Below are 8,472 nucleotides of genomic sequence, written 5' to 3'. Positions count from 1 at the left end.
CCCGCGCGGGGGCCGGGCGGGGGGGGGGGGGGCGGCCCCCGGGCGCCCCCCCCCCCCCCCCCCCCCGGGGGGCGCCCCCCCCCCCCCCCCCCCGGGGGGGGGGGGGGGGGGGCGGGGGGGGGGGCCCCCCCCCCCCCCCGCCGCGGGGTACTGCGAGGGATCGGAGATCCCTGTCTGTCAGAAGTCCCAGTCTTCGTCTTCGGTGACGACAGCCTTGCCGATGACGTACGAGCTACCCGAACCCGAGAAGAAGTCGTGGTTCTCGTCGGCGTTCGGCGAGAGCGCCGACAGGATCGCCGGGTTCACGTCGGTCTCGTCCTTGGGGAACAGCGCCTCGTAGCCGAGGTTCATCAGGGCCTTGTTGGCGTTGTAGCGGAGGAACTTCTTGACGTCCTCCGTCAGGCCCGCCTCGTCGTACAGGTCCGAGGTGTACTGGGTTTCGTTGTCGTACAGCTCGAAGAGCAACTCGAAGACCCAGTCCTTGAGCTCGTCGCGCTCGGCCTGGGTGACCTTCTCGAGGCCCTTCTGGTACTTGTACCCGATGTAGTAGCCGTGGACGGCCTCGTCACGGATGATGAGGCGGATCATGTCGGCCGTGTTGGTCAGCTTCGCGCGCGACGACCAGTACATCGGCAGGTAGAAACCGGAGTAGAAGAGGAACGACTCGAGCAGCGTCGAGGCGGCCTTCCGCTTGAGCGGGTTGTCGCCCTTGTAGTAGTCGAGGACGATCTGCGCCTTGCGCTGAAGGTTCGCGTTGTCCTCCGACCACCGGAACGCGTCGTCGATCTCGCGGGTCGAGCAGAGCGTCGAGAAGATGTTCGAGTACGACTTCGCGTGCACCGACTCCATGAACGCGATGTTGGTGAGGACGGCTTCCTCGTGCGGGGTGACCGCGTCGGGGATCAGCGAGACCGCACCTACGGTGCCCTGAATGGTGTCGAGCAGGGTCAGTCCCGTGAACACCCGCATCGTGAGCTGCTGCTCGTAGGCGTTGAGCGTTCCCCACGACGGGATGTCGTTGGACACCGGCACCTTCTCCGGAAGCCAGAAGTTGCCGGTGAGGCGATCCCACACCTCGGCGTCCTTCTCGTCGGGGACGCGGTTCCAGTTGATCGCGGAGACGCGATCGATGAGTTTGACGCGCAGGCCGTCCGCCGGCGAGTGCGCGTGCGGTGCTGAGGTCATCGGTTACCTACCTGATCGGTGTTCTTGTGCAACGGGTGTCGGGGAAGTCGGATCACAGCATGCAGGAGACGCAACCCTCGACCTCTGTGCCCTCGAGCGCCATCTGCCGCAGGCGGATGTAGTACAGCGTCTTGATGCCCTTGCGCCACGCGTAGATCTGCGCCTTGTTCACATCGCGAGTGGTCGCGGTGTCCTTGAAGAACAAGGTGAGCGACAGACCCTGGTCGACGTGCTGCGTCGCCGCGGCGTAGGTGTCGACGATCTTCTCGTACCCGATTTCGTACGCGTCCTGGAAGTACTCCAGGTTGTCGTTGGTCAGGTAGGGAGCCGGGTAGTAGACGCGGCCGATCTTGCCCTCTTTGCGGATCTCGATCTTCGAGGCGACGGGGTGGATCGAACTCGTGGAGTTGTTGATGTACGAGATCGAGCCGGTCGGCGGTACGGCCTGCAGGTTCTGGTTGTAGATACCGTGCTGCTGCACCGACGCCTTCAGCTCGCGCCAGTCGTCCTGCGTGGGGATCTCCACACCCGACTCGGTGAACAGCTGACGCACCCGCTCGGTGGCCGGCTCCCACGTCTGGTCGGTGTACTTGTCGAAGAACTCACCCGACGCGTACTTCGACTCGGGGAAGCCCTTGAAGTACGAGCCCCGCTCGATGGCGAGCTTGTTCGAGGCACGCAGTGCGTGGAACAACACCGTGTAGAAGTAGATGTTCGTGAAGTCGATGCCTTCGTCGGAGCCGTAGTAGATCCGCTCGCGGGCGAGGTAGCCGTGCAGGTTCATCTGCCCGAGGCCGATCGCGTGGGAATCGTTGTTTCCCTGCTCGATCGACGGGACCGAATTGATGTGCGTCTGGTCGGACACCGCCGTGAGCCCGCGGATCGCGACCTCGATGGTGTGCGCGAAGTCCGGCGAATCCATGGTCTTGGCGATGTTGAGCGAACCGAGGTTGCAGGAGATGTCCTTGCCGACATGGCTGTAGGACAGGTCGTCGTTGTAGGTCGACGGCGTGGACACCTGCAGGATCTCCGAGCACAGGTTCGAGTGGGTGATCTTGCCGGCGATCGGGTTCGCGCGGTTCACCGTGTCCTCGAACATGACGTACGGGTAGCCGGACTCGAATTGCAGCTCGGCGACGGTCTGGAAGAACTCGCGCGCCTTGATCTTCGACTTGCGGATCCGCTTGTCGTCGACCATCTCGTAGTACTTCTCGGTGACGTCGATGTCGGCGAACGGCTTGCCGTAGATGCGCTCGACGTCGTACGGCGAGAACAGGTACATGTCCTCGTTCCGCTTCGCCAGCTCGAACGTGATGTCCGGGATCACGACGCCGAGGGAGAGCGTCTTGATGCGGATCTTCTCGTCGGCGTTCTCACGCTTGGTGTCGAGGAAGCGGTAGATGTCGGGGTGGTGGGCGTGCAGGTACACCGCGCCCGCGCCCTGACGGGCACCGAGCTGATTGGCGTACGAGAAGGAGTCCTCGAGCAGCTTCATGATGGGGATGACGCCGGAGGACTGGTTCTCGATCTTCTTGATCGGCGCGCCGTGCTCACGAATGTTGGTCAGCAGCAGGGCAACTCCGCCGCCGCGCTTCGACAGCTGCAGCGCCGAGTTGATCGCGCGGCCGATCGACTCCATGTTGTCCTCGATGCGGAGCAGGAAGCAGGAGACCGGTTCGCCGCGCTGCTTCTTGCCGGAGTTGAGGAACGTGGGGGTGGCGGGCTGGAAACGCCCGGAGATGATCTCGTCGACGAGGTGCGTCGCGAGGATCTCGTCACCGTCGGCGAGCGTCAGCGCCACCATGCACACGCGATCTTCGAAGCGCTCGAGGTAGCGCTTTCCGTCGAACGTCTTGAGCGTGTACGACGTGTAGTACTTGAACGCGCCGAGGAAGGTCGGGAAACGGAACTTCTGCGCGTACGCGTGCTGGAACAGCGTCTTGACGAACGGCCGCGAGTACTTGTCGAGGACCTCGGGCTCGTAATAGTTCTCCTCCACGAGGTAGTCGAGCTTCTCGTCGAGGTTGTGGAAGAAGACGGTGTTCTGGTTGACGTGCTGAAGGAAGTACTGGCGCGCCGCGGCGACATCCTTGTCGAACTGGATCTCGCCGTTCGGGCCGTACAGGTTCAGCATGGCGTTGAGCGCGTGGTAGTCGAGACCCTTGAGCGACTCGTTGAGCTTCGGGCTCTTGACGGGATCGGGATCGGTAATGGTCACAGTGCTGTCCCCACCTATCGAATAAAGGAACGTGGCCGCGCGCTCACGTATGCGACGCGCGTCGAAATGGATGCGAATGACGGTGTGCCCCATGGATTTCGGGGCGTGGCGGTGCGGCCTATGCGGTTTGCAACTCCGGTTCCCGGAATTGGGCGAGCCCGGCTCGGACACGCTCGACATCGTCTGCCGTGCCCATCAGCTCGAATCGATACAGATAGGGCACCCGGCACTTGCGCGAGATGATGTCGCCCGCGAAACAGTACGACTCTCCGAAGTTGGTGTTCCCCGCCGCGATCACTCCCCGGATCAGACCGCGGTTGTGCTCGTTGTTGAGGAACCGGATGACCTGCTTGGGGACGTAGTGCGTGTCGCGCCCGGTGGCGGTGGTGCCGCCCCCGTAGGTGGGCACCACCAGCACGTACGGCTCGTGCACTTCGAAGGTGCCCTCACGGTCGTGCAGGGGGATCCGCGTCGCCGGGATCCCGAGCTTCTGCACGAACCGGTGGGTGTTCTCCGATGCACTCGAGAAATACACCAGTGAGATGCCCGGGGGCTGACCCTGCGAGGTCATCGATGTTCACCACTCTTCAATCGATTGCGAAGACCGGCTCGGTCGGGCGAAGAACTGCTGCCGCAGCGGGGCTGCGACGGTCCGCGCAAGCGGACGGCACGAACACTCAGGCTGCGACCGTGAGCGCCTTGATGCGATCGGGGCGGAATCCCGCCCAGTGATCGTCACCGGCGACGACAACGGGAGCCTGGAGGTAGCCCAGCGCCATCACGTAGTCGCGGGCCTCCGGGTTCTCGGTGATGTCGACGACGTCGTACTCGATGCCGGCCTTGTCGAGGGCACGGTAGGTGGCGTTGCACTGGACGCAGGCAGGCTTGGTGTAGACGGTGATGTTCATGGGTGCCCCTTAGTTCACATGGCCGTGACGGCCTGACGACTGACTGCTGCGCGGTGCTCGAATGCCCACCGAATCCGTCCCGATCTCACTTCCCCGAGAGACCGGCGACCCTTGGGCCCTCCAGCGGTCTAGACACTACACCTTGTGCCTGACAGAAACACAGAACCCAGGATCTTGTGAGTTACAGGTGTGATATTCCCAGGTCGCACCTTCCCGACACGCACGTTCAGGGGCCTTTACGGCGTGTCGTGACGCGGCGCGCCGACGGTGGCCTTCAGCACAGTGTGTCGCGACCCACCGACACTCTCCTCGGAGTGCCGGTGGGCCACGCGCTACGGCAGTGCGGGCAGCAGGTCGTCGAGCCTGGCCGGCAGGCTCCGGATCCGCACCCCGGTCGCGTGCCAGAGCGCGTTCACGACTGCGGCCGCGCTGCCGACGATGCCGATCTCTCCGATGCCGCGTGATCCCACGGCCGTGGCGTGGAAGTCGTCCTCGTCGAGCCACGCGGCGTCCACATCGCGGATGTCAGCGTGCGTCGGCACGTGGTACTCCGCGAGATCGTGGTTGAGCACGTGCCCGAACCGCGGGTCGCGGATGCTCTCCTCGAACAGTGCCATGGAGATTCCGAACGACATGCCGCCGATGAACTGGGAACGCGCGGTGCGCGGATTGATCACACGGCCCACCGAGAACATGCCGAACATGCGCGGCACCCGGATCTCGCCGGTGTCGCGATCGACCTGGACCTCGACGAAGTGCGCACCGTACGAGGCCGCGGTGTAGCTCTCGAGGTCGGAGTTCTCGCCCGCGGTCGCGGACGCCTCGTCGCCCGGCTCGGGACTGTCCCCGAAACGGGTCCGGAACGTGCCGGCCGCCGCCACGATGGCGTTGCCCCACGACGACGTACCCGAGGAGCCGCCCGCGACCGTTCCGAAGGGCAGCGCGCTGTCACCGAGGTCGAGATCGACCTGCCCCGGGGCGACACCCAGCGCGTCGGCCGCGATGAGCGTGAGCGCGGTCCACGCACCCGTGCCGATGTCCGCCGCCCCGATCCGGACCTGGAACCGCCCGTTTCCGCGGTACCTGATCGATGCTGTCGAGCCGGGCTGGACCATGTGGGGGTACGTCGCCACCGCCATACCCGTACCGGTGAGCCACCGGCCGTCGCTGCGTGTCCCCGGTGACCGATCGGAGGGATCCCAGCCGAATCGCTCCGCGCCTTCGCGCAGGCATTCGACGAGCCGGCGGGACGACCACGGTTTCCCGGTCTCGGGGTCGGCCGCGGGTTCGTTGCGGATGCGGAGTTCGACGGGGTCGATCCCGCACGCCACCGCGAGTTCGTCCATCGCGACCTCGCCGGCGAACATGCCCGGGGCTTCACCGGGCGCCCGCATCCAGAACGGTGCCGGCACGTCGAGCGGGATCGCCCGATGGGACGTGCGCACATTGGGCACGTCGTACAGATTCCGCAGCGGCACGGCGGCCTGCTCGACGAACTCGGTGACGTGGGAACTCTGGACGTAGGCCTCGTGCACGGTGCCGGTGAGCCGGCCGTCGCTGCGGGCCGCGAGACGGACGTGCGATGCCGTCGGCGAGCGGTAACCGACATAGGCGAACATGTCGTGACGGGAGACGGCGAACTTCACCGCGCGGCCCGGTACCGCCTTGGCGGCGAGCGCACCGAGCACGTCGTGCGCGTGCGGCCCGCCCTTCGATCCGAACCCACCGCCGATGTACGGGCAGATCACCCGCATGGTCGAGGAGTCGAGGCCCAGGGCCGGTGCCAGAGCCGAGACAACCCCGTGCGGGTGCTGCGTCGAGGTGTAGAGGGTGAGAGTTTCCCCCTCCCACAGCGCCACGACCGTGTGCGGTTCGAGTGGGTTGTTGTGCTCCTCGGGTGTCGAGTACCACTCGTCGATCACCACGTCGGCAGCGGACAGTGCCGCGTCCGTGTCTCCGCGCTCGGAGTCGGTGGGGTATCCCCCGTTGGCCTTCTCCGGTTTGTAGGCGTCCGGGTGGTCGGGCCGGAAGCGCGTGTCGTGGTCGGTGCTGGTGTACTCCACCGAGAGCAGGTCACAGGCGTACCGCGCTGCTTCCGGGCTCTCCGCCACGACCGCGCCGATGAGCTGACCCCGGAACAGCACGTCGGGGTTCTGCAGCACGACGTACTCGCCCTCGGCCTCGTCGGTCAGACGGGGCGCATTCCACGGAGCGAGCACCGTGATGACGCCGGGGACCGCTTCGGCGGCGGCGGTGTCGATGCGGTCGATCGTCCCCTTCGCGATCGTCGACACCAGCGGCACCAGATAGGCGGGATCCGGCACGGAGTGCTCGTAGGCATACGGCGCGAGACCGGCGACCTTCTGGGGCCCGTCGATGCGGGCGGTCGAGGTGCCGACGGCGCGCGTGGCGATGTGCGTCATGCGGATACCCCTTCGTCGTGGCGGTCGGCGAGATCCCGGAGCACGCCTGCGAGCGTGCGGCGCAGCAACGGGATCTTGAACGCGTTTCCTTCGAGAGTCTCGGCGTCGACGAGTTCCGCATCGGCAGCCCTGGCGAAGAGAGCCTCATCGGGGCGGTCACCGAGAAGTGCGGCCTCGGTGCGGTGTGCCCGCCACGGCCGGTGTGCGACGCCGCCGAAGGCGATACGGCAACCGGTGATGGTGCCGTCGGAGACGGTGAGTTCGGCAGCCACCGAGACGAGAGCGAACGCGTAGGAAGCGCGGTCGCGGACCTTGCGATAGGTGGACAGCATGGTCTGCGGAGGCGGCAGACGGACGCCAACGACGAGTTCGTCGCGTTCGAGAGTGGTATCGAGATCGGGCCGGTCGCCGGGCAGACGGTAGAACTCCTCGAGCGCAACGGTGCGCTCACCGTCCGGTCCCGCGACGAGGACCTCGGCGTCGAGGGCGAGCAGCGCGACCGCCATGTCGGACGGGTGGGTCGCGACGCACTCGTCGGAGGCGCCGAGCACGGCGTGATAGCGCGTGTACCCGCCCAGCGCCGAACATCCGCTGCCGGGCTCGCGCTTGTTGCACGGGGTCGACACGTCGCGGAAGTACACGCACCGGGTGCGCTGCAACAGATTCCCGCCGGTGGTGGCGGCATTGCGAAGTTGCGGAGACGCTCCCGCCAGAAGTGCACGCGTGAGCATCGGATAGTTGCGCCGCACATCCGGGTGGACGGCGAGCGTGCTGTTGCGCACGTTCGCACCGATCCGGAGACCTCCGTCCGCGGTGTGCTCCACGGCGTCGAGCGGCAGGTGGGAGATGTCGACGAGCATTCCCGGAGTGGCCACACCGAGTTTGAGATGGTCGACGAGATTGGTTCCGCCCGCGAGGAACACCGCGTCCGGGTTGTCGTGCACGAGGGCGACCGCCGATGCGGTGTCGCCGGGTCGCTCGTAACGCAGCGGCTTCATCGAACCGCCCCCCGCTCTGCGACCTCTCGGATCGCTTCGACGATGTTGGGGTAGGCAGCGCACCGGCACAGGTTGCCGCTCATCCGCTCCCGGATTTCGTCGTCGTCGAGTTCGGGTGCTCCGTCCAGTTCCGCGGTCACATGGCTGGGGTCGCCGTGCGCGTATTCGTCGAGCATGCCGACGGCGGAGCAGATCTGACCGGGAGTGCAGTACCCGCACTGGAAGGCGTCGTCCTCGAGGAAGCGTTCCTGGAGGGGATGCGGGCCGTCTGCGGCGAGGCCTGCGGCGGTGACGATCTCGGCGCCGTCGTGTGCGACGGCCAGGGCGAGACACGTGACTCTGCGTCGACCGTCGAGAAGGACGGTGCACGAGCCGCACTGGCCGAGGTCGCATCCCTTCTTGGGTGAGGTGACGCCGAGGCGGTCGCGCAACGCGTCGAGCACGGTGGTGCGGGCGTCGACCGTGCAGTGTCGCTCGGTGCCGTCGACGGTGAAGGTGACGGGGTGGTCGTGCAGGCCGGGCGGTGCCGTGCCGGTGTCTGCGGTCTCGGATGCCATGGGTCGTCCTCCGAACGGTGGGCTGTCGTTCGGGCATTCCCGATGGGCAGCGTCTCCAATCACGTCGGCGAGGATCGATTCGTCCCGCGACGCGGGCAGCCGAGAACACAGCGGCCCCGGTCCCGCTGCGGCGGGACCGGGGCCGGTCGTCGCGTGCGCACCCGGGTGGAGCGGGTGGCGACG

The 8,472-nt window shown here is 66.4% G+C and carries 7 protein-coding genes; all 7 read right to left on the bottom strand.

Features of this window, described 5'->3' with window-relative positions; all coding sequences use genetic code 11:
• Positions 1-177 precede the first annotated feature (177 nt).
• Positions 178-1,185, bottom strand: a complete 1,008-nt coding sequence (nrdF, locus tag AC0B44_RS20410) for a class 1b ribonucleoside-diphosphate reductase subunit beta (protein WP_471904586.1) — start codon at positions 1,183-1,185, stop codon at positions 178-180.
• Positions 1,186-1,237: 52 nt separating this feature from the next.
• Positions 1,238-3,319 carry a class 1b ribonucleoside-diphosphate reductase subunit alpha gene (nrdE, locus tag AC0B44_RS20405; protein WP_471904591.1) on the bottom strand — a complete coding sequence of 694 codons (2,082 nt, stop codon included), beginning with the start codon at positions 3,317-3,319 and terminating at the stop codon, positions 1,238-1,240.
• 202 nt (positions 3,320-3,521) lie between these two features.
• Positions 3,522-3,974 carry a class Ib ribonucleoside-diphosphate reductase assembly flavoprotein NrdI gene (nrdI, locus tag AC0B44_RS20400; protein ID WP_471904585.1) on the bottom strand — a complete coding sequence of 151 codons (453 nt, stop codon included), beginning with the start codon at positions 3,972-3,974 and terminating at the stop codon, positions 3,522-3,524.
• Between the two features lie 106 nt (positions 3,975-4,080).
• Positions 4,081-4,311 (bottom strand): redoxin NrdH, encoded by a 231-nt coding sequence (locus AC0B44_RS20395; RefSeq protein WP_169619677.1) that lies wholly within the window; start codon positions 4,309-4,311, stop codon positions 4,081-4,083.
• A 332-nt stretch (positions 4,312-4,643) separates the two neighbouring features.
• Positions 4,644-6,734 carry a xanthine dehydrogenase family protein molybdopterin-binding subunit gene (locus tag AC0B44_RS20390; RefSeq protein WP_471904584.1) on the bottom strand — a complete coding sequence of 697 codons (2,091 nt, stop codon included), beginning with the start codon at positions 6,732-6,734 and terminating at the stop codon, positions 4,644-4,646.
• Positions 6,731-7,732: an FAD binding domain-containing protein gene (locus AC0B44_RS20385; RefSeq protein WP_471904583.1), complete on the bottom strand. Its 1,002-nt coding sequence runs from the start codon at positions 7,730-7,732 to the stop codon at positions 6,731-6,733. The genes AC0B44_RS20390 and AC0B44_RS20385 overlap by 4 nt, the downstream gene beginning before the upstream one ends.
• Positions 7,729-8,289 carry a 2Fe-2S iron-sulfur cluster-binding protein gene (locus tag AC0B44_RS20380; protein ID WP_471904582.1) on the bottom strand — a complete coding sequence of 187 codons (561 nt, stop codon included), beginning with the start codon at positions 8,287-8,289 and terminating at the stop codon, positions 7,729-7,731. The genes AC0B44_RS20385 and AC0B44_RS20380 overlap by 4 nt, the downstream gene beginning before the upstream one ends.
• Positions 8,290-8,472: the final 183 nt, after the last annotated feature.

This window comes from Rhodococcus sp. NPDC019050 (genome assembly GCF_055664235.1).
Note: the sequence above shows the minus strand (reverse complement) of the source record. Positions and strands in the feature narration are given on the sequence as shown.

What these genes read in the sequence shown, in the direction of transcription:
- AC0B44_RS20385 (WP_471904583.1), bottom strand. Translation starts at nt 7,732, where the DNA reads ATGAAGCCGCTGCGTTACGAGCGACCCGGCGACACCGCATCGGCGGTC.
- AC0B44_RS20395 (WP_169619677.1), bottom strand. Translation starts at nt 4,311, where the DNA reads ATGAACATCACCGTCTACACCAAGCCTGCCTGCGTCCAGTGCAACGCC.
- nrdE (WP_471904591.1), bottom strand. Translation starts at nt 3,319, where the DNA reads ATGCTGAACCTGTACGGCCCGAACGGCGAGATCCAGTTCGACAAGGAT.
- nrdI (WP_471904585.1), bottom strand. Translation starts at nt 3,974, where the DNA reads ATGACCTCGCAGGGTCAGCCCCCGGGCATCTCACTGGTGTATTTCTCG.
- nrdF (WP_471904586.1), bottom strand. Translation starts at nt 1,185, where the DNA reads ATGACCTCAGCACCGCACGCGCACTCGCCGGCGGACGGCCTGCGCGTC.
- AC0B44_RS20390 (WP_471904584.1), bottom strand. Translation starts at nt 6,734, where the DNA reads ATGACGCACATCGCCACGCGCGCCGTCGGCACCTCGACCGCCCGCATC.
- AC0B44_RS20380 (WP_471904582.1), bottom strand. Translation starts at nt 8,289, where the DNA reads ATGGCATCCGAGACCGCAGACACCGGCACGGCACCGCCCGGCCTGCAC.